This is a genomic window from Vibrio brasiliensis LMG 20546 (genome assembly GCF_000189255.1).
GTDB lineage: Bacteria > Pseudomonadota > Gammaproteobacteria > Enterobacterales > Vibrionaceae > Vibrio > Vibrio brasiliensis.
In genome coordinates this window covers 1-25079 of sequence record NZ_AEVS01000074.1, presented here as the reverse complement: position 1 = coordinate 25079, position 25079 = coordinate 1, and the positions used below count along the sequence as shown (strand labels likewise).

The 25079-nt window shown below is 46.2% G+C and carries 19 protein-coding genes and 1 tRNA gene; 6 read left to right on the top strand and 14 right to left on the bottom strand.

Annotation, left to right across the window (positions count from 1 at the left end):
• The coding region (locus RH46_RS13415) for a C69 family dipeptidase (RefSeq protein ID WP_006880019.1) at positions 1-1239 on the bottom strand (1239 nt) is incomplete at its 3' end.
• 190 nt (positions 1240-1429) lie between these two features.
• Entirely contained in the window at positions 1430-2383 is a 954-nt protein-coding gene (locus tag RH46_RS13410) for a LysR family transcriptional regulator (RefSeq protein WP_006880018.1), read from the bottom strand.
• Positions 2384-2487: 104 nt separating this feature from the next.
• Here RH46_RS13410 and RH46_RS13405 point away from each other — a divergent pair, with 104 nt between their 5' ends.
• Positions 2488-3828, top strand: coding sequence for an MATE family efflux transporter (locus tag RH46_RS13405; protein WP_006880017.1), 1341 nt, complete (start codon positions 2488-2490; stop codon positions 3826-3828).
• A 36-nt stretch (positions 3829-3864) separates the two neighbouring features.
• Positions 3865-4314 (top strand): hypothetical protein, encoded by a 450-nt coding sequence (locus RH46_RS13400; RefSeq protein ID WP_006880016.1) that lies wholly within the window; start codon positions 3865-3867, stop codon positions 4312-4314.
• 4 nt (positions 4315-4318) lie between these two features.
• Here RH46_RS13400 and RH46_RS13395 read toward each other — a convergent pair whose 3' ends face one another.
• Complete coding sequence (locus RH46_RS13395) at positions 4319-5326, bottom strand: substrate-binding domain-containing protein (RefSeq protein WP_006880015.1); 1008 nt, start codon at positions 5324-5326, stop codon at positions 4319-4321.
• A gap of 236 nt (positions 5327-5562) precedes the next feature.
• On the opposite strand from RH46_RS13395, the gene RH46_RS13390 reads away from it, so the two are divergent.
• Complete coding sequence (locus RH46_RS13390; protein ID WP_006880014.1) at positions 5563-6480, top strand: fructokinase; 918 nt, start codon at positions 5563-5565, stop codon at positions 6478-6480.
• Between the two features lie 53 nt (positions 6481-6533).
• On the opposite strand, the gene RH46_RS13385 is transcribed toward RH46_RS13390, so the two are convergent.
• The gene (locus tag RH46_RS13385) at positions 6534-8168 is read right to left on the bottom strand and encodes a glycoside hydrolase family 32 protein (protein ID WP_006880013.1); all 1635 of its coding nucleotides are present in this window, start codon (positions 8166-8168) and stop codon (positions 6534-6536) included.
• Between the two features lie 153 nt (positions 8169-8321).
• Positions 8322-9314 carry a LacI family DNA-binding transcriptional regulator gene (locus RH46_RS13380; protein WP_006880012.1) on the bottom strand — a complete coding sequence of 331 codons (993 nt, stop codon included), beginning with the start codon at positions 9312-9314 and terminating at the stop codon, positions 8322-8324.
• Between the two features lie 244 nt (positions 9315-9558).
• On the opposite strand from RH46_RS13380, the gene RH46_RS13375 reads away from it, so the two are divergent.
• Complete coding sequence (locus tag RH46_RS13375; protein WP_006880011.1) at positions 9559-10998, top strand: sucrose-specific PTS transporter subunit IIBC; 1440 nt, start codon at positions 9559-9561, stop codon at positions 10996-10998.
• A gap of 167 nt (positions 10999-11165) precedes the next feature.
• On the opposite strand, the gene pheT is transcribed toward RH46_RS13375, so the two are convergent.
• Together pheT and pheS are read right to left on the bottom strand one after the other, a co-directional pair.
• Positions 11166-13571, bottom strand: coding sequence for a phenylalanine--tRNA ligase subunit beta (pheT, locus tag RH46_RS13370; protein ID WP_006880010.1), 2406 nt, complete (start codon positions 13569-13571; stop codon positions 11166-11168).
• Positions 13572-13589: 18 nt separating this feature from the next.
• Positions 13590-14573 (bottom strand): phenylalanine--tRNA ligase subunit alpha, encoded by a 984-nt coding sequence (gene pheS, locus RH46_RS13365; protein ID WP_004413586.1) that lies wholly within the window; start codon positions 14571-14573, stop codon positions 13590-13592.
• Positions 14574-14831: 258 nt separating this feature from the next.
• Between pheS and RH46_RS13360 the strand changes: the two genes are divergently transcribed.
• The gene (locus RH46_RS13360; protein WP_006880009.1) at positions 14832-15314 is read left to right on the top strand and encodes a GNAT family N-acetyltransferase; all 483 of its coding nucleotides are present in this window, start codon (positions 14832-14834) and stop codon (positions 15312-15314) included.
• On the opposite strand, the gene RH46_RS13355 is transcribed toward RH46_RS13360, so the two are convergent.
• The 5 genes from RH46_RS13355 to RH46_RS13335 all read right to left on the bottom strand — a co-directional run bounded on the left by RH46_RS13355 (position 15300) and on the right by RH46_RS13335 (position 21966).
• On the bottom strand, positions 15300-16433 hold the full coding sequence (locus RH46_RS13355; RefSeq protein WP_006880008.1) for a GGDEF domain-containing protein: 1134 nt from the start codon (positions 16431-16433) through the stop codon (positions 15300-15302). The genes RH46_RS13360 and RH46_RS13355 overlap by 15 nt on opposite strands.
• Positions 16434-16623: 190 nt before the next feature.
• Entirely contained in the window at positions 16624-17805 is a 1182-nt protein-coding gene (locus RH46_RS13350; protein ID WP_006880007.1) for a hypothetical protein, read from the bottom strand.
• Positions 17806-17813: 8 nt separating this feature from the next.
• Positions 17814-18608 carry an outer membrane lipoprotein-sorting protein gene (locus tag RH46_RS13345; RefSeq protein ID WP_006880006.1) on the bottom strand — a complete coding sequence of 265 codons (795 nt, stop codon included), beginning with the start codon at positions 18606-18608 and terminating at the stop codon, positions 17814-17816.
• Positions 18609-18618: 10 nt separating this feature from the next.
• Positions 18619-21000: an efflux RND transporter permease subunit gene (locus tag RH46_RS13340; protein WP_006880005.1), complete on the bottom strand. Its 2382-nt coding sequence runs from the start codon at positions 20998-21000 to the stop codon at positions 18619-18621.
• Positions 21001-21177: 177 nt separating this feature from the next.
• Positions 21178-21966, bottom strand: coding sequence for a TetR/AcrR family transcriptional regulator (locus tag RH46_RS13335; protein WP_006880004.1), 789 nt, complete (start codon positions 21964-21966; stop codon positions 21178-21180).
• 228 nt (positions 21967-22194) lie between these two features.
• Between RH46_RS13335 and RH46_RS13330 the strand changes: the two genes are divergently transcribed.
• Positions 22195-23271 carry a PQQ-dependent sugar dehydrogenase gene (locus RH46_RS13330; RefSeq protein ID WP_040895869.1) on the top strand — a complete coding sequence of 359 codons (1077 nt, stop codon included), beginning with the start codon at positions 22195-22197 and terminating at the stop codon, positions 23269-23271.
• Between the two features lie 2 nt (positions 23272-23273).
• Here RH46_RS13330 and RH46_RS13325 read toward each other — a convergent pair whose 3' ends face one another.
• Both RH46_RS13325 and RH46_RS13320 read right to left on the bottom strand, forming a co-directional pair.
• Complete coding sequence (locus RH46_RS13325; RefSeq protein WP_006880002.1) at positions 23274-24746, bottom strand: sensor domain-containing diguanylate cyclase; 1473 nt, start codon at positions 24744-24746, stop codon at positions 23274-23276.
• Between the two features lie 257 nt (positions 24747-25003).
• A tRNA-Gly gene (locus RH46_RS13320) sits at positions 25004-25079 on the bottom strand.

Here is a 25079-nt window from a genome sequence, read left to right as displayed (position 1 = left end):
GTCCCATGTTGCTTTTAAGATCGGTAAATATTTATCCGGGTTAGCTGACGCCAATGCCGTTAAGCTACGGAACTGCCAGTAAGCAGAATCATCGCTATAAGTGTCGTCACCAATCCGGAACGCTTTAGGATATTGGTGCAATGTTGAGTAAAGAGGCACTAAAACCGATTCAGGTAACACGCCAAAGCTCTGCCAAATCACACCTTGCAGCTCATCCGGCATTTGTGGGCGTAGCTGAATAATGTGTGACTCCAGCTGACGCTCTACCCGAATTGGTCGTTTAGCTTTACCTTCTAACGCCGTTCCGTCGTAAGTGGCACTTAAGACTTCCGCGACATCCTGCACCGATATTTTCTCATCAGGCTTCATAAACAGCGGATACTGGGCCAGTCGACTTTGTTGATACTTAGACGGTGTAAGCATCTTCTGACCTAACCATTCGCGGTCAACATTATACTCATCACCGATCACGCCAAAAGCTTTGGCGAAATTGAACGATTTTTTATCTGCTTTATCGAGAAGCTTATGGTGCTCTACAAACTCAAATATTCCTTGTGAATGCAGAACATCTTTATCAGTCAAATTCACGCCGTGGACGCGTAAGCCATTAGCGATCATCGCATAACTATCATCCGGTACTTTTACCGCTATCCAATGATGGCCGGAGCCGATTTCAAACAACCAAGCCTCATTGATATCAGCAATGTAGAGGCTGTTGCCTTCCCCTGCGCCATAGGTTTCGATGTAATGACCCAGTAACTCTACCGCTTGCTTGGCGTTCTCAGCCTGAGGAAGAATCAAACTAGGAATGATCGCTTCAATGACCCCATTGTCTACCAGAGGATCCACTTTAGATACTTTGTCGTTTACCTCGGCGCTGGTCGTTGCGGAGATAGCAACGTTGTGCTCATTGATACCGCGCTCTTCATAGAACTTACCATCACTGTCGACTGTTTTCGCATCCCAGTCTGGAATCGCAGAGTAGGCATAGAAGTGCTTCGGCATCGGCACGACCAGACCATTACCGAGTTTCCAATCGCCTGATTGGTTATCTTGCGCAGGTCGATATTCCAGATATTTGTTCCAGTTGTTGATACCGAAATCTTCGTTACGCGCGATCATTATACTGCCATCGCTAGAAGCCCCTTTGCCAACGATAAGGCCAGTACAGGCGATTGCATTACCACTTAATGCGACGGCTACCGCCGTTGCCAGAAAGGATACAGACCATGTTTTCATCTTAATTCTCCGCATATGAAACGAGATAGAACCTAAGTTCACGTCAGTTGTATTTGCAGGGTTTTTATTATGATTTCAGGGACTGAGTGTACTTACCATTGAGTGAGAATTTTCTTCTTCCCGTCACATTAATGACAAATTAAAATGAGAATAATTATCTGAAAATTATGCAGTTTTTGCATAATTCAATCTAAAGGTCGACCTTGTCAGTACTCCAACTAAACTTACTGCATAGTTGTTTGAGTTGCGCCACTTCAGACTCTGTTTGTGACACCAGCCATTGCAAAATTTCATTGGCAATCGGGGTGTAATTTTTCTGATAACAATAGTAGTGCCAGTCACTATGCTGTAACGCTATTGCTTCCGGGCATTTGAGGAACTTTCGTTTGAGTTCAGGTAATACCAACAGTAAATCTGTTACTGTAACCCCCTGCCCTGACAGGCACGCACTCAGTGCCAGATCTAAGCTGTAAAAAACCGTATCACGACCCAGCTTTTTACCTTGCAGGTCAGCATTGGCAATCCATAACTTCCAATCCTGATGGTCGAGCGTCGCATGTAGATGAGGAAGCCTCAGCACATCTTCAATCTGAATACTCTTATCAGATAACAACTCGGCGTAAACCGGTGCCATATACTCGGCGCGTAAAAAGGTCACGCCCGGCTTACCCAAATACCTATCCTTTTGTCGGGTATTAATGATCAGCAAATCGCAATCTTCAGCTTCCAGCTGAGGATCTTCTTCAATAGACGGGATAATAACTATCTCATGCTCGGGGTATTTTTCATTGAGCATAGCCACATTTGGCATCAACACACGCGTGGCATAACTAAGCGCACTCTTTATCACAATGCGTTTTTTCGCTGGCGCTTTCCATTGAGCAATCAATGAGTCTAACTGATGAAAGTTATTACTCAGAACCTGATAAAGATCCCGGCCCTGTTCGGTCAGTTCAATCGAGCGATGCTTGCGAATCAGCAGCGAGACACTCAACTCCTGTTCCAACTGTTTTATCTGTCGGCTGACAGCACTTTGCGTCACATTAAGCTCATCGGCCGCCCTGGTAAAACTCATCCAACGAGCCACCGCTTCGAACACCTTTAGTGCATTGTGTGAGTAAGGAAGATTTGAATATGCGCTCATCGCTCTTTCCCATGATTTGAACTCATGCGAGAGTGACATAAATGTCATTTGAATGCCAGCACGATAATCATTACCTTTATGTGATAATGATCACGAGGCACCCGATGAAAAAAATTCTCTCTCTGGCGATACCACTTATTATCTCGCAAATGATATCAATGGCATTAGTGCTAACCGATGTGTGGATGATGTCGCGACTAAGTGTATCTGCAATTGCTGCCGGAGGATTAGGTGCTTCGATCTATTCATTTGTCTTCATTGTTGCTGGCAGCACAGTTGGCTGTGTCGCTAACCTGATCGCAATCGCCTACGGTCAGCGCGTCGCCAGACCAGAGTTTGGTAATCAGCAAATCCGCCTTGCGGTGAAAGGCGCAGTGCTGCTTTCGATAGTACTGAGTGTGGTGCTAACCATTAGCTTCGCTTTTGTTCCTCAGTTACTAGCACTTGCTCATCAGCCACCTGAGCTCGCAGAACAGGCGATGCACTATGTTGACACGCTAAAATGGGCGATGCTCCCTTCCTTGTTGTTACTGGTTTTACGTGGACTAACCAGCGCATTTGGTAATGTACGCTCAATTATGGTCATGTCGCTGTTAACGGTGACTTTAAATGTGCCAATTAGCTACGTGCTTGCGTTCAGCTTTGACTTCGGCCTTGCTGGCCTTGGTGCGGGTACTGCTCTGGCAGCGCTTATCGTTATGCTTGGTTACGGTATATGGGTATTCAAACGCCCTGAGTACATGTCGTTTGCCCCTTGGTTAAACCGCGAAGAGTATTCACTTTCGTTGTTAACTCCCCTACTGGCAATGGGTCTGCCTATTGCCCTTGCAGCTCTTCTGGAGCACGGGCTGATTTATGGTGGAACGCTTATGGCAGGTACCATCAGTATTGCGGCACTGGCTCTACACCAGATCCTGTTGCAGTGTCTGAGCTTTACCTGGAACATTAACTTCGGCTTTTCTCAGGCGGCGGCAATTCTGGTTGGTCAGGATTTCGGTGCAGAGAACTATGACGGTATTAAACGTACCGCACTACGTAGCTTTGCCCTGACGAGTGTATTAAGCGTCGTCCTAGCGGGTGCCTTTATGCTTTGGCCTGAAGCGATTGCCGCTATGTTTAACCTCGACGGCGAACTGACTCAACTACTGACTATGGTTCTCTGGGTAGTGGCACTGTCGTTTATTGTTGATGCATGGCAGTTGTTAGCCATTAACCTGCTGCGCGGTATGAAGATTGTTGTCGGCCCGACAATCATGACAGCGATCGGTTACTGGCTATTTGGTCTTCCGGCAGCCTGGTTATTAATGCCTGAACATCAACTAGCGGGCATCTGGGGCGGCATTGGTATCGGCCTTGGTGTTACCGGCGTGCTGCTATTGGCGCAGCTGCTGATGGCGATTAAAAAGCAGAGAAACACCGATTCTCTTGCGATAGTGATGAGCTAAACGATACACTCTTAGCTCATCCATAAGAGCAATTCCATGACCGATCTAGAGTTAGAGTTTGAACACATCTATCTGGAAGTTCGCGCCCAGCGCTGGCAGCAGATTGAGCGTTTTCTGCTGAGCTACTACTGCTTCAAACACGATTATACCAACAAGCAAGGCAAGCCAGACTGGCAGATAGCCCGTGAGCACTCTCCGCGTTCAACCGCCTTAGTCTCACTTAACGATTCGGCTCTTGAGCCAGTGGTTCCACTTGCGGTGGTTGTTGGTGAAATTAAGCGCTACTGGCGTGATGGTCAGCTTACTCCAAACACCTTAAAGCGACTGCTTGATAACCTGCTCCACTATGTGGTGATAACCAAAGCGGAACAACAAAAACTCAAAACGGCTGGCCTGCAAAATGCAATGCCAGCCAGCTGGTATCAGAGTGAACAACGCTTGTGGCAAGATCGTTTTAACTCGGTCGATATCTGTCTCGCCGGTTAACTGCTCAAGAACTTGATCTCCGATAGTGAATCTTAGCGGGTAGAACAATGTTTTCAGTCGCATGCATCGGGTCATTAAGCAAGGATTTACCGGCTTCAAACAGTGACTGCGCTATCGCACTACAGTCTTGTTCAACCGAATCAATTTCGATCGGTAAACAATCGAGAATATCGTCATTATCAAAGGTTGCGATACGGATACCGCTGTTGAGTAGCTGATGCCGAGTCAGATAGCGCAAGACCCCCTCTAGCAGAGAGTATGACGCGGTAAAAATAGCTTTGGGTGGCCGGCCCAACTCTGTGACCGCCTGCTCCAACATTTGGTAACCAGACTGTGGCTGATAGTCTTTGCTGAACACTTTAGCGGCACTAAACGGCACGCCTGCTTTTTCCAGTCCCGATTTAAAACCAGCAAAGCGATCCTTACTTGGTGATAGTTCTAGCTGGCCACCAATATAGATGCACTCGTCCAACCCCTCTACCAATTGTGTAACCACCTGTTCCGTTGCGCCTTTGGCATCGGTTTTAATACTGGTAAAGGTGCCGTTCTCCACCACCCGGTCAAACAAGATTATCGGTGCCGATGAGCGGATTTGTGCAAAGAAGCTGTCATCTGTCATTGATGTCGCAATCAACAATACATCGACCTGCCTGTCTACCAGGCTTTCAATCGCTTGTTTTTCGAGTTGAGGATCATCTTCTGAAGAAGCAATCAATAGCTGATAGCCATTGCTACGACAAAGCTGTTCAAGTTTTTTAGCAATGCGGGCAAAACCCATATTGGCTAAGTCAGGTATCACCAGACCTGCCGTGTAGGTCTTTTGTGATTTAAGTGCTCTGGCGTAAATACTTGGTGAATAATTATTGTCTCGGGCGATCTGCTCAACCTTTTCTACCGTGGTTTGATTAATACGGTGTTTTTTCGCATGGCCATTGAGAACAAAGCTGACTGTCGATTTCGACACTCCTGCCAGCTCAGCGATATCGGCTAGTTTTAGCTTCTTGTTGGTCATCGTTATTCTGCCACCCTTTCAGAGAATGCAATCTTGCTTACGCCGTGATTAAGGGCACTAAGCATACTACCAATTCCCACCTTGCCCTATCGTCGTAGCTAGCAGCACAGGAAAAGATCGTTAAAGATCACAAATTCGATTTCAATCTGATCAGTATAGCCATTTTACCTAGTTAGCTAAATCGTTTTAGCTTTATAATTAGCGCAATATCACTGAACAAATTTGAGGTAAGGATAATGAACAGAGTTTGGCTAACTGGTGATGCGGTTGTAGACCTGATCCCAGATACAGAATCGACCTATCTAAAATGCCCGGGAGGCGCACCTGCCAACGTTGCCGTCGCGATCGCCCGACTTGAAGGTCGTGCCGCGTTTTTTGGTCGTGTTGGTCAGGACCCACTTGGCCGGTTTATGCAGCAAACCCTAGCAGGAGAAAAAGTAGATACCGAGTTCCTGTTACTTGATGAACAGCAGCGCACCTCTACAGTGATTGTTGACCTTGATGACAGTGGTGAGCGTAGCTTCACTTTTATGGTAAAACCAAGTGCTGATCAGTTTTTACAGCCAAGCGATGTGCCACAATTCAGCGCAGGGGAATGGCTTCACATCTGTTCTATCGCGTTAGCAAATGAGCCTAGCCGAAGCACTACCTTAGAGGCGATGCGCCAGATAAAATCTGCCGGGGGATTTGTCAGTTTTGATCCCAACTTACGCGAGGAAGTTTGGGCTAATCCCGATGAGATTAAGCCCGTCGTCAGTCAGGCGATTGAGCTGGCAGATGTGGTTAAGTTCTCTGACGATGAATTAATGTACCTTACCGATACAGATTCACTACAAGCTGGGCTTAAGGCAATTGAAGGCTACAACAATACCCTGGTCTTGGTTACACAAGGTGCGAAAGGCGCTTTAGTCGTATTTGAAAACCAGCAACGTCTGCTCGCAGGTCAGGCCGTAAAACCGGTTGACACAACAGGTGCTGGCGACGCTTTTGTTGGCGGACTGCTAGCGAAACTGTCACAAACCACTGACTGGGTTAATCAACAAACCATTGAGTCTGCGGTTAAATGGGCCAATGGATGCGGTGCACTTGCGACAACACAAAAAGGCGCAATGACCGCCCTGCCAACGCAGCAAGCATTAATCGAATATATTTAATCGCATAGCAAAAAGCCCCAACCAATGTAGTTGGGGCTTTTCGTTCCTATTCCTTACCGCTGTGGATTAAACGGCGCTGAGCTTGGCTTAAGTCGTCTGATGGTTGCCTCAGCCGTTGCACCAAGGAGTGAGATCCCTGTTGCGTCTGATGCAGTAAACACTCGAGAGGTCATGACCGCTTCGCCATGATTAACAAATACTTCCACCGATGAGGTATCAGCCAGAATACGAAGTTTGATAGTCTCTGAATCCAAAGGCAACTGACGAATCGTGTCTTGTGCCCGGTTTAACGTGTTTGAGCGATCCATAATCAGGGATTGAGATTGCGTATCCGCTGACAGAATCAGTTTCTGTTCACTACCTTCAAACAAGTTAAGTGTACTTCCCCACTCTAATTCGATACTGAGATCATAAGATTTAGTTTCTAGATCGTATCTGTCGTTGCTCAGTTGCAGTGAAATCTGAGTTTGAGCCAAATGATAAAGTTCAGCAACAGGCCACTGAATCAGTTTGCCGTCTTGCACTCTCAGTTCACGCATCGCGGTGAGTTGATGTAACCAACCACTCTCAGCGGTTGGCTGATCCACTTCATCGGGTAGCCCCATCCAGCCGCATAACACACGTCGACCATCAGGGGTTAACATTGTCTGAGGCGCATAGAAGTCAAAGCCGTAATCCAGATGGCAAAACTCACTTAGCTCTAACCCTTGCTCACTGTTCCAACTGGCTTTCGCAATGCCATTATGGTGAGGAATCGTATTGTACGACGAGAATGATTCTAAGCCTTGCGGACCAAGCACAGCATACGTTTGGTCAGCCAGAGTGAACATATCCGGACACTCCCACATATAGCCAAAATCTCCAAACTCGTCACCATACAGGCCGTCAAACTGCCACTTTTTAAGGTCATCCGAACGATAAACTGCAAGTCTGCCTTTAAGGTCAGTTGTTTGAGCACCGAGCAACATCAGCCACTGTTCGTTGTGACGAATGATTTTAGGATCACGAATATGCTCAGTCACACCAGGCGGTAAAGAATCGATAACCGGACCAAGTTTAGTGAAGTTACGTCCATCTTCAGACACGGCGACACATTGAGTGGTATGTCTGTCGCGTTGTGAGCCGATACGCGTATTGCCAGTGTAAAACAGCATCAATTGCTCATTGTGGCTAAGAGCATGTCCCGAGAACACACCATGAGAATCGAACCAATCTGATGGCGTAAGCGGTACAGATTGCCAGCTCCAGTTGATCAGGTCCTGACTGGTTAAATGCACCCAGTGTTTATCTTTGTGCTGACAGGCGTATGGGTACCACTGATAGAAAAGATGATACTCACCATTGTGATAAATAAAGCCATTTGGGTCGTTGAGTAGACCTTGCGGCGGTGAGATATGCCATTGAGGGCGATGACAGCAGTCTACGGGAGTTGTGCTAGACGCAAACTGAGTCTGCTGATTATCCGCGATAACCCTACCTATCTCGAGCAACTCTTCATGACCGATTGATTTTGGCCTTTGAAACACCAGTTGCTCTTCTCCGAGAACTTCAATTACTTCATAAGGATAGTCGCCATCAGAGACTAAACTGACGTCTTTGACGGCAAAAATCAGCTTGTCTTCTGGAATCAGAATTCGGGTTACGTTGCTTTTTCCTCCGCAAATGGAGAGATAATGCTCAACTGACATCAAAACTTACCTAAAAAATTGGGAACGTTTGCAAAGCTACATTATCAGCATAGAAACTACAAGGCGAAATAGGTCATTCACTCGCCTTCTCTGTGATCACAGGCACAAAAAAACCTAGCATTGGCTAGGTTGTAAGTATAAATATCAGTTCAATTACTTGCAGGTATCACGACTGATATTCTGGAACGTTAGTACCACTTTACTCATAATTTGCGGCGTACCGTCAATCAACTCAAGCAGCATCTTTGCGCCACTTTCTCCGGCCTTATCAAAGGCATAGTTGAAAGTAGACAGGCTTGGCGAGTTGATATAGCCCAGCTCGTCGTTACCAACACCCAATACTTTTACCTGCTTACCCACTTCAATGCCTGCTTCCTGAAGCGCTTTAATCGCCCCAACGGCGATACGGTCAGTGGCACAAAAGACGCCGTCGACGTTCGGGTATTCGTTAATCAGTTGCTTCATATTGGCGTAACCTGATTCAATGCTGAACTCGCCATGACTGTGGAATAACAGATCACTCGCTCCGCTCATAGTAAGAGCTTGCTTAAGGCCGTCCGAGCGCAGCTTATCAACCGCAAGATCTGAATCAGGAACGCCGATAAAGCCAATGTGCTCACAGCCTGCAGCTAGTAAGCGATTCCCGGCCTCAAAACCGACTCGTAGATCATCGTGAACCACACTAGGAATATTAAACAATGACCCATCCTGACCGACTAATACTATAGGCGATTTCGACTGAGTAATTGCCTTGACTAACTGCTGATCAATATGGGTAGCGTAGAGAACAATCCCTTCCACACGCTTCTGATTAAACAGTTGAATATATTCGACTTCTTTATCTTGTGACTGTTGAGTACTGGCTAACAAAACTTGTTTACCCGCTTGTTCAAACACCCGACTTAAGCCATCAACCCCTTGTGCTGTCGCGTTTGAAGAGACTCGAGGAACAATCACTCCAACCAGGTTTGTTTTCTGTGATTTGAGATCTTTAGCAACCTGGTTAACGACGTAACCCACCTCTTCAACCGCTTGCATCACTTTAACCTTAGTGGCTTGTTTCACCCCGTACTCGTTATTAATCACCCGAGATACGGTAGATTTAGATACACCAGCCAGTTTTGCGACGTCATGTAAGCTTGCCATGGAAGAGACTCTTTATAAGTTATTGGGATTGTTTGCAAAAACTAGCAGATTTTGACATAAAATCCACTTTGCCCAAACGGTTTAGCAAAATAATTTAGCAGATCTAGTTCACATAAAGCCACACTATACTTTGACTGATTACCATTGATCGAAAAGAATCACTTTTGCAAACGTTCCCAAAAAGTAACAAAGACCTTTTTGAGCTATTACATACATAAGAAACAGATAACATCCGGGGTTTGGAATGAACTATCCAATAATTGCAAAAGAGCTGCTGGAGCTGCTTGGCGGTAAAGACAACCTGCAAGCGCTCGCCCACTGTGCTACACGACTACGTTTGGCACTGAAAGACGAATCTATTATTAATGAAGACGCGATAAGCAACTTGGAAGGCGTTAAAGGTCAGTTTAAAGTTGCGGGTCAATACCAGATCATTTTTGGTTCAGGTATCGTCAACCAAGTTTATGCTGAAATGGCCAAACTGACTGGTATGTCAGAAATGTCGACTAACGACGTCGCCAGTGCTGGCGCGCAAAAGCAGAATATTGTTCAGCGTGCAGTAAAAGGGCTGTCCGATATCTTTGTCCCTATCATTCCTGCCATCGTGGCCGGCGGTCTACTGATGGGTATCTTCAACCTGCTGACAGCTAAAGGACTGTTCATTGATGGCCAATCACTGATTGACGCTAACCCTGGTCTTGCTGACCTGGCCAGCATGATTAACACCTTTGCTAACGCACCTTTTGTCTATCTCCCTGTTCTGTTAGCTTTCTCTGCCAGCAAAAAGTTTGGCGGTAACCCATTCCTCGGTGCAGCTCTGGGTATGCTGATGGTTCACCCAGACCTGCTTAACGGCTGGGGCTTCGGTGGTGCAAGCGTTGCTGGCACTATCCCGACCTGGGACATCTTTGGCTTTGAGATTCAGAAAGTCGGCTACCAAGGTTCTGTCCTACCCGTACTAGTGTCTGCTTTCATTCTGGCGAAAGTGGAAAATGGCCTGCGTAAAGTTATCCCATCGGTTTTAGATAACCTGTTAACGCCGATGCTCGCGATCTTTATTACTGGCTTCCTGACATTCACCCTGGTCGGCCCTATCACTCGCGATATCGGCTTCCTACTTGGTGACGGCCTGAACTGGCTTTACGATTCTGCTGGTTTTATTGGTGGCGCACTATTTGGTTTCATCTACGCACCATTTGTAATCACAGGTATGCACCACAGCTTTATTGCTATCGAAACCCAGTTGCTGGCTGACATTGCAATTACAGGTGGTACTTTTATCTTCCCTATCGCTGCTATGTCGAACATTGCACAAGGTGCAGCAGCGTTGGCAGTCGGCTTTACAACTAAAGATGTTAAGCTGAAAGGTATTGCCATGCCATCGGGTGTCACTGCACTACTAGGTATTACTGAACCAGCAATGTTTGGTGTCAACCTTAAACTGCGTTACCCGTTCATTGCCGCTATCGTTGGTGCAGCAAGTGCAAGTGCATTTATCACTCTGTTTAACGTCAAAGCTCAGGCGCTAGGCGCTGCAGGTCTGCCAGGTGTTATCTCAATCGTGCCTGATAAGTTGGGTTACTACATCGCTGGTATGGCAATCTCGTTTGCTATTGCTTTCGCTCTGACGCTGGTACTAGGTGCCCGTGAACGCATCAAGTCAACCAACACAGCGACAGCTTAATCTCTTCCTCTGTCCCCCTGTAGCCAAAACCTGTTTTGGCTCCGCCCCACTTTCGAGTGGGGCATTTTAGTATCTTCTTCACCCTATTTGCTTCCAACTTACTTAGTCGACACAAAAAAAATGCCACTTGCTTTCACAAGTGGCATTTTTATATCAGCGAGAAAAGCTTAGTCGCGAAGAGACGCGCCAAACTTGTCAGATACGTGAGCAACGATTGCATCAACCGCGCCAGCAATATCTGCATCTTCCAGCGTACGCTCTACTGATTGTAGAGTCAGTGCAATCGCCAGGCTCTTCTTACCTTCTTCAACGCCTTTACCTACGTAAACGTCAAATAGGCGAGCGTCTTTCAGGAATTCACCACCTTGCTCAACACATGCTGCAACGATGTCACCTGACGCAACGGCTTCATCAACAACGACTGCGATGTCGCGACGGTTTGATGGGAACTTAGAAAGCTGTACCGCTTCTGGAATCACTTTAGTGTTGATTGCAGACCATTCAACTTCGAACACGATAGTACGGCCGTTCAGACCAAACTTACGCTCTAGCTCTGGGTGAACAGTACCAATCACACCAACTTGCTTGCCATCAACGATGATAGCTGCAGATTGACCTGGGTGAAGTGCAGGGTTTGCTGCTTTCTCTTCCGCTGTTAGTGCTGCGAATGAGTAAGCTTGCTCGTTTGCTGTAAGCTCAAGAACAGCTTCCAGGTCGCCTTTCAGGTCAAAGAAATCCACTGTGTTGGTTTCGATATCCCAGTGCTCTTCGCTACGAGTACCAGCAATAACACCAGCAAGCATAGGCTCTTGGCGCATGCCGTTTTCAGCAGATTCGCATGGAATGAAACGCAGACCGTATTCGAATAGACGAACACGTGGCTGTTGACGCTTCTGGTTGTGAACAACTGTGTTTAACAGACCTTGGATCAGACCAAGACGCATTGCTGACATATCCGCAGAGATTGGGAATGGCAGGATTAGCGGCTCAACACCAGGAACAACCAGTTTTTGCTGCTCTGGCTCAACGAAGCTGTAAGTGATCGCTTCTTGGTAACCACGGTCAACAAGCAGGTTACGAACGCGTTTAAGCGGAATGTTCGCTTCAACGTGGTCGTGCATCTTAAGTGCAGCTGCTGGGTTTTGGTTAGGGATGTTGTCGTAACCGTAGATACGACCAACTTCTTCAATCAGGTCTTGCTCAATAGCAATGTCAAAACGCCATGTCGGAGCTGTAGCTGTCCAGCCAGACTCTGTCGTTTCAACAGTCAGACCAAGACGCTCTAGGATTTCTACAACATCGCTATCTGCAATGTGGTGACCTAGCAGGCTATCCAGCTTAGTACGACGTAGAGCTACTGTGTTTGCTTTAGGCAGGTCCGCTTGTGACTCAACCGCAACAACAGGTGCTACTTCACCGCCACAGATTTCAACAAGAAGCTCTGTTGCACGCTCCATAGCGTTCACTTGCAGTGCGTAATCCACACCACGCTCAAAGCGCATTGAAGAATCAGTGTGTAGACCATAGCTACGTGCGCGACCACGGATGTGATCCGGTGCGAAGAAAGCACACTCTAGTAGAACGTCTTTAGTTTCAATTGTTACACCAGACTCTTCACCACCAAAGATACCTGCGATAGCAAGGGCTTTGTTGTGGTCCGCAACAACTAGTGTATCTGCGTTTAGCTCAGCTTCGTTACCGTCAAGAAGAGTTAGCTTCTCGCCCTGCTCTGCCATACGTACTACGATGCCGCCTTCAATCTTAGCAAGATCGAATGCATGCATAGGCTGACCCTGTTCTAGCAGAACAAAGTTAGTGATATCAACGACTGGGTCGATAGAGCGAATACCACAACGACGCAGTTTTTCTTGCATCCATAGTGGAGTTTCAGCCTGAACGTTAACGTTCTTAACGATACGACCTAGGTAACGTGGACATGCAGCCGTTGCTTTAACTTCGATTGATACTTGATCATCGATAGCAGGAGCAACTGGATTAACTGCTGGCTCAGTCACGTCAGCACGGTTTAGTACGCCCACTTCACGAGCCATACCACGGATGCTGAAACAGTCAGCACGGTTAGCCGTTAGGTCAACGTCTACTGTTACGTCGTCCAGACCCAAGAATTCGCGGAAATCAGTACCGATTACAGCGTCTTCTGCCAGCTCCATGATGCCATCAGATTCAACGTCGATACCTAGTTCAGAGAATGAACAAAGCATGCCGTGTGATGGTTGACCACGTAGTTTTGCTTTTTTGATTTTGAAATCGCCTGGTAGCACAGCACCAACAGTCGCAACCGCAACTTTGATACCTAGGCGGCAGTTAGATGCGCCACAAACGATGTCTAGAAGTTCTTCTGCGCCAACATCTACTTTAGTTACACGTAGTTTGTCTGCGTCAGGGTGTTGGCCACACTCAACCACTTTACCTACTTTTACGCCAGTGAAAGAACCAGCTACAGGTAGTACGTCGTCTACTTCAAGACCCGCCATAGTGATTTGGTGCGTTAGTTCGTCAGTCGATACTGCAGGGTTTACCCACTCACGAAGCCATGATTCGCTGAATTTCATAGTGATGTATCCCCTGGATTACTTGAACTGTTTTAGGAAACGAAGATCGTTCTCGAAGAACGCACGTAGGTCGTTTACGCCGTAACGAAGCATAGTCAGACGCTCAACACCCATACCGAATGCGAAACCAGAGTATTTCTCAGGGTCGATGCCAACGCTGCGAAGTACGTTAGGGTGAACCATGCCACAGCCTAGAACTTCAAGCCATTTACCGTTTTTACCTTTTACATCTACTTCAGCTGAAGGCTCAGTGAATGGGAAGTAAGAAGGACGGAAACGAACTTCAACTTCTTCTTCAAAGAAGTTGCATAGGAAGTCGTGTAGGATGCCTTTTAGCTGAGCAAAGTTTACGTTCTCGTCTACTAGCATGCCTTCCACCTGGTGGAACATTGGCGTGTGCGTTTGGTCGTAGTCGTTACGGTAAACACGACCTGGTGCGATGAAACGGAATGGTGGTTTACCATTTTCCATCGTACGAATCTGAACACCAGATGTGTGCGTACGCAGCATTAGATCTGGATTAAAGAAGAAGGTGTCATGGTCAGTACGAGCTGGGTGATCTTCTGCGATATTTAGTGCATCAAAGTTATGGAATGCATCTTCAATCTCAGGACCAGACTCAGTGTTAAAGCCTAACTCACCAAAGAACTGTTCAATACGCTCAACGGTACGAGTAACTGGGTGTAAGCCACCGTTCTCGATACGACGGCCTGGTAGAGTGACGTCGATAGTTTCCGCAGCTAGCTTCGCTTCAAGTTCAGCACGTTGAAGTGCATCTTTGCGAGCAGCAATAGCTTGTTGAACAACGCCCTTCGCTTTGTTGATCTCTTGACCAGCTTCACGGCGCTCTTCTGGTGGTAGTTTACCTAGGCTTTGAAGTTGAGCGGTTAGCTCACCTTTTTTACCTAGATACTGAACACGCACTTCATCAAGTGCGACTAACGAATCTGCTGCTTCAATAGCTGCGTTCGCGTTAGCAATGATCTCTTCTAGATGTTGCATCGTTTCCTCATCTACCTACACCTACATGCAAGCCATAGGCATAAGTGGTAGTGTCCATTATAGGCAGAGCATCAATTCACTCGTACCCGACAGGGATCTTGGGTCTATAAATAGCTGTACATAGTAACGAATGACAGATGCAAATCCAAACTGAAATCTGCTTATTTACCGCCTTTGGGTAAAAATTCACCTCAACGCTTGATAAAAGTGTTTTTGACACCCACCTATTTGCTATAGGAAGTCCAATTAGGAGTCACGATGACAGTAGAAATCGATCTTATCCAACCACGACATGACGAAGATGTTCGTACAATTATTAAAGCGGTTGGCGCTGAATTTGGCGCTATTGGTGAAGGTTTTGGGCCTTCTGATCCTGAAGTGGATGCGATGAGCCAGTACTACACGTTAGAAAAACGCAGTCTCTACCTGGTCGCGACACTGGATGGAAAGATTGTCGGTGGATGCGGTGTTGCTCCTTTTAATAACTCGCAGCAAACCTGCGAGCTAAAAAAGCTATTCTTGCTACCTGAAAGTCGTGGACTAGGTCTAGGTAAAAAACTAAGCGAGCTCTGTCTGGATTTTGCTGTACAGCAAGGTTTCAGTGAGTGCTACCTAGACACACTCACTTCGATGAAATCCGCGATTCACCTTTATGAAAAGCTCGGTTTTCAACACCTTGACCAACCACTCGACGGTACAGAGCACAGTTCTTGCGACGTGTGGATGTTAAAGCAGCTCTAATTCGCTGGCAGTATCCTGCGTACTCGAAACCCGGTTTCGACCTGCCGACTTTGATAGATAGACCGCATTGTCGGCTTCTTTGATAAGGTCATTGAAGTCGTTCATTGTCGGGGTACGTTCCCCAACACCAACACTAATGCTTCCGCGCCAAACACTCTCGCCAACAGGAACCAGCATCTGATTAACCTTATTGCGAGTGAGCTCGGCAATGTGCATACCGCCAGCTAGATCGGTATTCGGACAGATAACAAAAAACTCATCGCCGCCTAAACGACATACCAGATCATCACTTCGGAATGAATCAGCCAGAGTGTGGGAAAGTTCGACCAGTAAACGGTCTCCCGCATCGTGACCAGCAGTGTCATTGACCTGCTTGAAGTAGTCAACGTCGATCATAATACAAACCAGTGGCTCTTGATTGTGAGTCGATTCCTGCCAATAAGCTTTCAACTTACGAATCGCGCAACGGCGATTAGGTAGTTTAGTTAGAGAATCAGTCAGTGAGAGTTCTTCAAGTTGCTTGTTTACCCTTGATAACTGCTTTGTGCGCTCTAATACCTTGTCTTCAAGGCTTTGATTTAACTCTAGTAGCTCTTTGTTACGTTCTGATACCTGGTCAAACAGACCGTTGAGTGCTTTAAGCAGCGGCTCCGTCGATGCGTCCTGTTTCTTTTCTTCATTTTCCCACGCAAGCTTAGGGTCAACCCCCGACTCTATCTGCTTTACCTGACGCGACATATTCTGATCAATGCCGAGAATATGATACGCAAGCCAGTGAATCAGAAAGTTGAGCAGGTGCTCTGAAGCCTTCTTATTTCCATCATTAATAAAAGCCTGCATGCTCAGGATATCGGCCATAAAAGCGCGGTGAATCTTAATATGTTCTTCGACATGCTTGTCATACACACCAACGGTGCGCATTAAGTTTTCTTCTTCCTTAAAGTGGAACTCTGCATAGCGCGACAGTTCGAACAATGCCAAGCGAATATCTTGCATTGAAATATTGTTCTGCGCGATCAAAGCCCCATAGCGGTTAATGACTTCAACAAGATACTGATGTTGCTCATCAACATCATCTAGTCCTGTTTCATAACAGCTATCCCATTCAAATGATTTCATTAAACCCAGCCTTTCAACCATTTATTCGTTTTATTAATAAGGTCAGCCAAACAATAACCTTAATTGATAAACAGAATAATACATGGTTTTCAACTAATGCTAATGGGTGAAATCAAAAAAAGGGAACTTGATCAGTCCCCCATACAAATGGAATCAATATCACACTTAAAAATGGTGATGCAGGTAGACTTTAGAAGTAATACTCTAGTGAAAATTCTATAAAGTCATCCTTGCGGGCAAAGTACAGCAAGTCGTCAGGCGTCTCATTGGCGAACAGCCAGGCATCGATACTCCAAGAAAGATGGTTAGTTAATCGACTCGATGCTTCAAGCTTAGCGTTATAAACGTCACTGTTATCTAAGTCCTGCGTCATGCCAACCAGTACTTCTGTACTATCTTCATCATTGAGCGCCAAACGGGTTCCGACAAATAGATCGTTTTGGCCAATTGTCTGAGCGTTGTTTCCGCGACTGTCATAAAGGTACTCTGAGATAAGTCCGATATCCCACACTGTGCCGAATGCGCCAACAATCGTGTACTCAAAGCCAGAAACCAGTCCTGTATGATGATCCAAGCTATCACGGTAGATGGTTTCGAGCTTCCATAACCAGTCCCCGACAATGCCCTGAACATCAATGCCAACCTGCTTTGCCTGAGCGTAGTAAGGTCTCAGTTCACTGCCTGTCAGTTGATAGTATGGGTCTCTGTTAGTGCCCTGGAAGTAACTCAGGCCAATATCCCAATCCCCATACATCTGTGAGTATCTGAGCGCATAATCGATATGCTGCTCTTCTCGCGACGACTCATAGATTGCTGAATCAGAAACAGCAATCGTTGGCCTTAAACGCCCATCCCCTCCAGCAAAGGTACGCTCGCGAAAATAGGGTAAGACCATCGCATCCACCGTTCCCCAGTCTTTGATTGAGGTGAAGTGAACCATTGGCTGGCCGAGTTTATCTTCACCATCAACCGACTCTATCGCATCGGTCTGGTTGACGATATCAACCAGATGCGCAGACTCCGTAACGCCCCAGAACACTTTACCGATACCTGCCCGTAGCTCGTAATCGTCCCAATAAGTCAGATACAGCGCTTCGCGGATATCTCCGTGAGTACGTTCACTATCTAAACTATCGAGACGATAAAACGGCACCAGGGTAAAATCAGAATTGCCACTGACTTGCCAATAAAGCTCCGGCTCAATCACCAGTGAGCTTTGAGGCTGGCTCTGGCCTTGCGCACCTGTAGAAAAGTACTGTCGGTGTTCTAGATTCATTTGCCCTGCCAACTCAAACGCGTGACATTGTAACGCAAGAGTACTCAGTAATGCGCTGGCCGAAACCTGGCCAGCTAGGGTTACTAATCGCTTCATGTGACCTCTTACTTAACTCGCTTAAGGATATTTTTCTCAAAGTCCTTCGCTTTTAGTCCGGTCTGGAAAGCCAGGTCACTCGTGGTCAGCGTGGTGCTCTTACCTGTTTGATGGTTTACCATTGCCATAGTGTGTGCGCGCCAATATTGGTTCAGATACTGTTTGTAGTCACTAAACGCCAGCGTTTTAAGCAGTGAACCTTTGCGATCGTAAAACTCAATTTTTAATGGACGATAATGCTGCTTATCAAGCCAGACTAACTGTTTGGTATACCCTGAGTTTTTGTCGGTCGGGATCTGCTCAAGCAAGTACGCATCAGTATCATTAAACGTCTGGTCACCTAAGTAGTTGAATTTGTATTTTTCTAGCTCAAATGAGCTTAAATCCTCGTAAGCAAACTCACTACCCATAAACGGGCCTGATTTATTACGCGAAGAGATACGTTTTACTCGCTTAAGTGCTGGTAAATATAGCCACTGGTCGTCAGCTTCAACACTGTGCGAGTGGTTGAGAAACGCAGTCCCTTTAACATCCCTTGGTTGATCAAAGATTGTCAGACCTTTATCACCATCATCAGCCACTTCAAATGACTTTAGGCGCATCGCTCGAGTACTGCTCTCACCCTGTGCATTCTTCAGTATCATTTCCATTGTTGCGACTGAGTCTTGCCAGCCTTCATCGCGGGCTTTCCGTTCAGTCGCAATTTCCAGACCACGCTCAGGGCTTGCGATAGATTGTCCACTGATCGTCAGTAGAGCCATTAAGGCCACGGTTTTTATGATTGAATTGGATGCTAGTTTCATGGTCATGTCCTTAATAAGATTGTGTTTGTGTCACGGTTGAAGTTGGTTGAGTCTGCTCGGAGTCCGCTTTCTCAATGTAACTGGCAGTGTCAAAGCGCATTAAAAGTGCTGGCAGGAAGATAAAATCGACCACTAAAGCAATAAAGATCACAATGGCACTGAGTTGCCCCATATCTGCATTCAATCTGAAACTCGACATCGCCAGCACCGAGAAACCGGCAACCAGAACAACCGTGGTGATCCACAATGCACGCCCTACAGTGTGGAACGCATAACGAACCGCCTCTTCTGCTGACTGTCCTTGTCGTCGGGCACGTTGGTATTTAGCGAGGAAGTGGACAGAGTCATCCACGACAATGCCAAGTGTGAGAGTAACCACGACAGACAGCCCTAAGTTAATCTCCCCGGAGATCAGTGCCCACAAGCCAAAGCCAATAATCGCTGGCGCCATGTTAGGTACAACACTAATCAAACCTAAGCGAGCAGAACGCAGAGCAAAGATCATCAAAGCAGAAATCAGGATTAGAGTAATGGGTAGTGTCGATAGCATGCTTGCCATGTTAGTTTCGCCAATGTGAGCGAACATCAGTGACGGACTCGAAGCGACAACCTGATATTGAGGTGCATGCTGCGCGAACCAGTCGTAGATTCGATTCTCAAGTTCAACCAATTCAACACTGCCCAGGTTATCGATCGTCACCACCATCTTTATCGACGACTTATCTACGTTGATTTGGTTGTTGAGATCTAACCCGTATGGCAATGACATTTCATACAGCAATAGATATTGTGCAGCCAGCTCACGATCTAATGGTAGCTTGTAGTAAAGCTCATCATCGCTGTGCATGTTTTTGTTTAAGCGCTTATAAACGTCAGATAAGGTGGCGACGTGGTCAGTCTCAGGCTGGTCACGCAACCAGCGAGAAAAATCACCAATCGACTGCAAGAACACCGGATCGGCTATCCCCTGCGATTGATTGGTTTTAATCGCGATGCTGATGTTGGTCATGCCACTAATACGCTGCTCCATAAAGTCAGCAGCACGTCTGAATTCGCTTCGTGTATCGAAGTATTTCACTGACTCATCATTAACTTTATTCAACGGCAGTAGCGCAGCCGAGACAGCAATGACGAGTGCAGATACAGGCAGCAGAGCTTTACGGTTATTAACCACCCAGTCACCTAGTTTGTCCATAAAATCAGTCGATTTAGGTTGTTGTTCGCTATCGACCTTAACGCGCAGCGGCAGTAGCTTGAGCATCGCTGGAAGTAATGATACCGATAAGAAACACGCAATCATCACACCAAGCGCCGCCAGGTTACCAAAATCACGTAACACTGGAGAATCAGACATATTCATCATTAGGAAGCCAATTGCAGTCGTCACTGAGGTGATGAGAATAGGCATAAAGTTAATAGCGACACTCTGATCAATGGCGTAGATCTTGCTGTGACCTTTTTTCAGGTTCTGACGCATAGTCGCGATAACATGAACACAGTCTGCAACAGCAAGAGTCATGACCAGAGTAGGAATATTTACTGTCGCGGTACTTAAGAACATACCAGCCCAACCAGACAGCCCCATCGTAGCGGTCACTGAGCCAATGATAACAATCAAGGTAGCAATGACACTTAATGGCGAGCGCAGCATAAAGGTAAGAAATACCAGAATCACTAGTAACATCGTTGGCACCAGTGTTGAGCTATCCTCTTGGGCTGCACTCATAAAGGCATAGTTCATGGCGACAATACCCGCTTTATGGAATTCCATCGTCGGATAAAGCTGCTGGTACTTGTCGATTAGCTGATTGGCACTTTCGACAACCTCAATTGCCTCAGTGGTTTTATCTATGCCAGGCAATTGAACGGTCACATTAACCACAGTGACATCGCCTTTTTCTGAGATAAGCGAATGTTTTACTACTGGCTCAGATAGCGCAATCTGCTTGATTTTAGCAATGCGTTGTTCGGTCAGTGGATACTCTTCCAGAAGTAAGTCCTCAACGATCAGGTCGTCCTCTTCAGCTTCTGTATGCTGATAGTTGGCTAATGAATCGACTCTGCTCGAGTAAGGGATCTGCCACGCATCTTTGGTGAGTTGCTGGACTAGAGTTAAGGTCTGTTGCTCAAAGACATTGCCACTCTTTGGCGCTATTACAATTGAAAGGTTGTCTGATTTTGCGAAGGTGGTCTGAATCTCATCGTAGGCTCTGAGTTGTGCATTCTGGCCATCGAAAAAGATGTTGTAGTCTCCCCTGAAATAGAGGTTTTTCCCACCAATTGTAGCGGCAATGACCATTAAAGTGGTCATCAGTAATACCCACCAGCTCATTCTGGTAGGCAGGGTCAACCATTTAGAAGGTTGATTTGAGGTTGATTGCTGTACTGTCATCACACTCTCCATTTGTGACGTTTCGTCAAAAGTTATTATTTAAAAACCAGCAAGTGCTGGTATTTAAGTAATAAAACTCATCTTGAATCACCGAACCTAAGTTCAAGTGTCATTTATTGACGATTCGTCACCAACGTCGATTTAAAAAGCCCAACAGGGCTTTTCATCGAGTGTGCTTTATCTACCGACCGACTCGAGATATTCGATCTCTGGAGCAAATAGCTCTTTCTCGACCCGTTGCCATGACTTTCTGTAATCCCACTCACTAGATAGTGGTTTCCAGTTAAGGCCATCCAACAACATATTCGCGTTATGCAGTACCGAGAACGGATCCTGAATACGGTTGATACAGTGGCTGTTTGAAGCGTTTTGCGTTAAAGCGTTGGAACCAAAAGCAATCGACCAGTTAGCAAAGACGATAGCATCTGAACCAATACCAGGAGAGAACTTTAAGTCCCCCTGCTCTACAGCAAAATTCACTAGTCGATCCGCGTTTGCAATCACTTCTTCTTCTAGCTCATTCAATGCTTTGACTCGCTCAGGTGACGCTTTCTCTAATACCCATGGGGTTTTAGCCATAATCGCGCAGGTAGACAGTATCGGCTCCATACGGGCATAAATACGATAGCCTACATGCAACGCCATCACTTTTTCACGAGTATTACCTTCAAACTCGGCAGCCCTTGCAAACAGTACACCTTCGCTCTTCAACGAGTGTATACACAGGGCAACAATCACATCTTCTTTGCTGCAAAAATGGTTATAGATAGTCCCTTTCGAGTAAGCACTCGCTGCGGTCAGCTTATCCATAGTTAAGTTGTTCCAGCCCTGTTCCTGTACCAAAGATTTGGCAAGAAGGGTTAGCTCAACTTCTCTATCTGCGATCGCCTGCTGCTTTTTGGAACGTCCAAAACTGCAGCCAGAGCCTTCTTTTTTATCATTTTTACTACAGCCAAAACCAAACATGATCTACCAATCCGTATCTATCCATTTACTCCTTAACACTTGTAATTGTAACACGAATATCCATAGCGTGATAAAACACTTTTATGACGCATCGTCATTTCTGACACATCGTCATAATAGTGCATTTATTGATCATTGCAAGATATTTCAAATGAAACATTTATGTCAGTGATAATTGATTCTCAGTGCTAAGATAACTTCAACATCGTTTTAAAGGGATTAGAGACAATGAACCGATTAAAATCAGGGATACTCACCCTAGCTACGTTATTCGCTTCACTACCAGTCTGGTCGTGGCAAGCTGAGGTTGTGGTATCTGGGCTCAATGTTCCCTGGGGCATGAGCGCATTTGATCAGGATCGAGTAATGATTACTCAACGTAATGGCGAGATTGGCATTCTTCGGCTCTCCTCAGGTCAATATCGTAAGATCAGCCACATTAATCAGGCAGTGGCATCTGGTCAGGGTGGTTTACTCGACGTCGCCCATTCCCCCTTTAACCCCAACCAGTTCTATTTTACCTATTCTAAAAAAGTTGGCTCAGCCGTAGAAACCACCTTAGCTCGTGCCGAGTTAGCCAACGATAAACTGGTCAACTGGCAAGACCTTATCGTGACTAAGTCTGGCTCTGACTCAGGACGCCACTTTGGCAGCAGGATCACCTTTGATAATAACCACGTCTACTTTTCGGTTGGAGACCGTGGCGAGCGTGATAATGGCCAAAATCTGGCGACTCATGCGGGGAGTATCTTAAGAGTGCTTCCTGACGGTTCTATTCCTCAGGACAATCCATTCATTAACACAGATAACGCCCGTAAAGAAATATGGAGCTACGGTCACCGTAATCCTCAGGGTTTACATTACGACGTAACAAGCCAGACTTTATGGTCGATTGAACATGGCCCGCGAGGTGGAGATGAAATAAACCGAATTGTGAAAGGATCTAATTATGGCTGGCCAGTTACATCTCACGGAAAAGAGTACTGGGGACCAATTGCCGTTGGAGAAGCAACCGAAAAAGAGGGAGTCGTTTCTCCGACAAAAGTGTATGTCCCCTCAATTGCACCTGGCTCGTTAATACTCTATAGAGGCAAAACCTACCCTAAGTTAACCGGTAAACTGCTAGCAGGAGCATTAAAGCTGACTCACATTAACGTAGTGACGCTAGACAATAACCAAGCCATTGATGAAAGCAGAATTTTGGCCGATTTAAGAGAAAGAATAAGGGACATTGAAGTGATGCCAAACGGAGAGATTCTCTTCAGCACCGACAGCGGAAAAATTTATCGATTGCTAGCCAACTAAGGCTAGCTGTCACTCCATGTAGTTTGGTTGCGACCTTTTTGTTTACTGATATACAAGGCTTTATCAGCCAGATTAAACAGTGAAGATTGCATCGCCTGATATGACTCGTGCTGCTGTTTCAACTCTTGTTCACTAGCGATAGCTCCGCCGATAGATGCGGTCACTCTTCCGTAAGGTTGGTTGCCCAGATGGGTAATATCCAGCGCTTCAACTGCCTTTATCAAACGCTCGCCATGCTGGATTAACTGTTCTCTGTCAGGGCGCCCGACCAGAATAACAATCTCCTCGCCACCATAGCGGAATACCAGATCACCTTCACGAGCCAGTTTGTTGAATAACGCTCCAATTTGTGACAACGCGTTATCACCAGCAGTATGACCGTATATATCGTTGAACGCTTTAAAATTATCGACATCACACACCAGCAGAGCAACATGGTTCCCCAATGAAAACTGACGCTTAATGAAAGGAATAGCCGTGCGCGAGTATTTATAGCGCGAACCCAGTCCCGTTAAAGGATCTGTATCTGACCGTGCACGCAAAATGCTGAGCTGATTATCAAGCTTAATTAACAGACTATGATAGGCTCGTGCCAGCTGACCAATTTCATCGCTTCGCTCCAGTTCATTGAAATGGGCGATGTTGCCCTGTGTTGTGTCAGAGCGCATATGGGCGGCGAGAGATTTTAACGGTGACACGATCCAGTGAGAGACCCAGCCAATGAGGACCAAGGAGATCGCAAGCGCAACAATGGCTTCAGCGACAATTTCTTCAACTAAAGAGCGTTGTAGGTTAGTTAGCTCACTGGCATCAAATACTGCCCAGATTTCGCCTCCATTACTGTTGCTTAGAGGCACCACCACATTGAGCGTACACAGCTCTTCATCGAGATAATATCCGTCCTCTAAGCGCGCAGGTTTGTTCCATGGCATATAGAGGTCACTCTCTATACTGAGGCTGTTTATCAACGAATCATATTCGCGCTGTAGTCGCCCCTGAATAAACATCAATTTCTTACGACGCAATGAGTTATCTGCTGCAGTTTCTTGCAACGAATCGTCCATCTCCGCGAGCTTTTGCTCAAGCTTAGCCACATCGTCTTGCTCTACATCCGCACGCCATAAATACTCAAAGCGCTTAAAAAACCGGATATGCACGGACTGGGCCGAGTAATCAGATTGACCAGATACTTCGAGGAACTCAAGGTCATCAATAGAAGAAAGCAGTTTTTCAGTCGATGGAGAAAGAAGGTTAGAATAATTGATCCCCGCCACAGCCGTGGATATATAAGGAACATGCGGAGCGAGTGTCAGTTTTGCCAGCGAGGCGGAATACTCTACGTGTCGATTCCACTCACTGTGATAGCGAGTGTAGCTAAAGCCCGAAATTAGAATCATCACTAGCAGTACGTGCGAAAGCACCAACATTTGATTGATAGAAAGCTTAGAGCAAAGCTTTCGTGGAGCATTTGTCACGATCACGCTACCTAAAAGTGATGGCTTTAAACTGTGTAGAAAAGTTTCCTATTCCATCACCAGTCCGTTGGATATGTTAGCTACTCTTATCGGCTGAACTTGTTCAGGTTCAATACTGATAAAGATGTAATTTTATGCGATCCATCAGAAGATTCACACACCTAATGATGTATTTTTGCGCATTAATTTCACTAATCAAACCATGGACTAGACAAAAACCAAAAAAGCCCCAGCATTTCTGCTGGGGCTTTTGAATTTGGAGCGACACACGAGGTTCGAACTCGTGACCTCAACCTTGGCAAGGTTGCGCTCTACCAACTGAGCTAGTGTCGC

Bases quoted from the DNA above. Each gene is read 5' to 3' on its own strand.
- RH46_RS13345 (WP_006880006.1), bottom strand. From the start codon at position 18,608: ATGAAACTAGCATCCAATTCAATCATAAAAACCGTGGCCTTAATGGCT.
- RH46_RS13335 (WP_006880004.1), bottom strand. From the start codon at position 21,966: ATGTTTGGTTTTGGCTGTAGTAAAAATGATAAAAAAGAAGGCTCTGGC.
- RH46_RS13380 (WP_006880012.1), bottom strand. From the start codon at position 9,314: ATGGCAAGCTTACATGACGTCGCAAAACTGGCTGGTGTATCTAAATCT.
- pheS (WP_004413586.1), bottom strand. From the start codon at position 14,573: ATGCAACATCTAGAAGAGATCATTGCTAACGCGAACGCAGCTATTGAA.
- RH46_RS13405 (WP_006880017.1), top strand. From the start codon at position 2,488: ATGAAAAAAATTCTCTCTCTGGCGATACCACTTATTATCTCGCAAATG.
- RH46_RS13340 (WP_006880005.1), bottom strand. From the start codon at position 21,000: ATGACAGTACAGCAATCAACCTCAAATCAACCTTCTAAATGGTTGACC.
- RH46_RS13390 (WP_006880014.1), top strand. From the start codon at position 5,563: ATGAACAGAGTTTGGCTAACTGGTGATGCGGTTGTAGACCTGATCCCA.
- RH46_RS13355 (WP_006880008.1), bottom strand. From the start codon at position 16,433: ATGAAATCATTTGAATGGGATAGCTGTTATGAAACAGGACTAGATGAT.
- RH46_RS13350 (WP_006880007.1), bottom strand. From the start codon at position 17,805: ATGAAGCGATTAGTAACCCTAGCTGGCCAGGTTTCGGCCAGCGCATTA.
- RH46_RS13395 (WP_006880015.1), bottom strand. From the start codon at position 5,326: ATGACCAACAAGAAGCTAAAACTAGCCGATATCGCTGAGCTGGCAGGA.
- RH46_RS13410 (WP_006880018.1), bottom strand. From the start codon at position 2,383: ATGAGCGCATATTCAAATCTTCCTTACTCACACAATGCACTAAAGGTG.
- RH46_RS13400 (WP_006880016.1), top strand. From the start codon at position 3,865: ATGACCGATCTAGAGTTAGAGTTTGAACACATCTATCTGGAAGTTCGC.
- pheT (WP_006880010.1), bottom strand. From the start codon at position 13,571: ATGAAATTCAGCGAATCATGGCTTCGTGAGTGGGTAAACCCTGCAGTA.
- RH46_RS13330 (WP_040895869.1), top strand. From the start codon at position 22,195: ATGAACCGATTAAAATCAGGGATACTCACCCTAGCTACGTTATTCGCT.
- RH46_RS13360 (WP_006880009.1), top strand. From the start codon at position 14,832: ATGACAGTAGAAATCGATCTTATCCAACCACGACATGACGAAGATGTT.
- RH46_RS13385 (WP_006880013.1), bottom strand. From the start codon at position 8,168: ATGTCAGTTGAGCATTATCTCTCCATTTGCGGAGGAAAAAGCAACGTA.
- RH46_RS13375 (WP_006880011.1), top strand. From the start codon at position 9,559: ATGAACTATCCAATAATTGCAAAAGAGCTGCTGGAGCTGCTTGGCGGT.